The sequence below is a fragment of the Bacillus sp. AFS059628 genome (assembly GCF_002571225.1).
GTDB lineage: Bacteria > Bacillota > Bacilli > Bacillales > Bacillaceae_G > Bacillus_A.
Genome location: NZ_NVEC01000166.1, coordinates 1 through 639, shown reverse-complemented (window position 1 = coordinate 639; position 639 = coordinate 1). Strand labels below are relative to the sequence as shown.

Annotated in this window: 1 protein-coding gene; it reads left to right on the top strand. The window is 29.3% G+C overall.

Annotated elements, in window-relative coordinates; genetic code table 11:
• Window positions 1–169: 169 nt before the first annotated feature.
• Window positions 170–607, top strand: a complete 438-nt coding sequence (locus tag COL05_RS30800) for an Hsp20/alpha crystallin family protein (protein WP_098671349.1) — start codon at window positions 170–172, stop codon at window positions 605–607.
• Window positions 608–639: the final 32 nt, after the last annotated feature.

Sequence of the window (639 nt, the reverse complement as noted above, 5' to 3'; positions counted from 1 at the left end):
TAAAGTTTCACTTTATAAGGGGGAGAGATATCATACAACTTATTTGTTTTATTTGGAAAAATATACATCAAAAAAGGTCAAATAAATTATTTGACCTTTTTTGACCAAATGTTATAATAAAGACAGAAAGAGATAATCTTTCATTCATAAATAATAAGGAGGAAAAAATATGCGTAATTTATTTCCAGAGATAACAAAACGTCAAAATGGTATTTTTGATTTTGGGCCTTCTTTATTAGAGGGGATGACAGATACTTTTTTTAAACCGATGAACATGGATACTTTTAAAGTAGATGTTCATGAGCAATCTGATAAATATACTGTGAAAGCAGATTTACCAGGTTTTCAAAAAGAAAACATTCAAGTTGATTTTGAACAAGATGTATTAACGATTCAAGCAACTAATCATAATGAAGTAGAAGAAAAAAATGAGAATGGCATATATATTCGTAAAGAACGTTCTATAGGTTCTGTAACTCGACACTTTAGTTTTAAACAAGTTGAGGAAGAAAATGTTAGAGCAAATTATAAAGATGGCGTACTGACAATTGAATTGCCAAAATTGAGAGAAGAAAAAAGCAGTAAGACAACCATTGATATCGAATAAAAGAGCTGATACATTTGAACTGCACCCCAATT

Coding starts and splice junctions, on each gene's coding strand:
- COL05_RS30800 (WP_098671349.1), top strand. CDS start 170: ATGCGTAATTTATTTCCAGAGATAACAAAACGTCAAAATGGTATTTTT.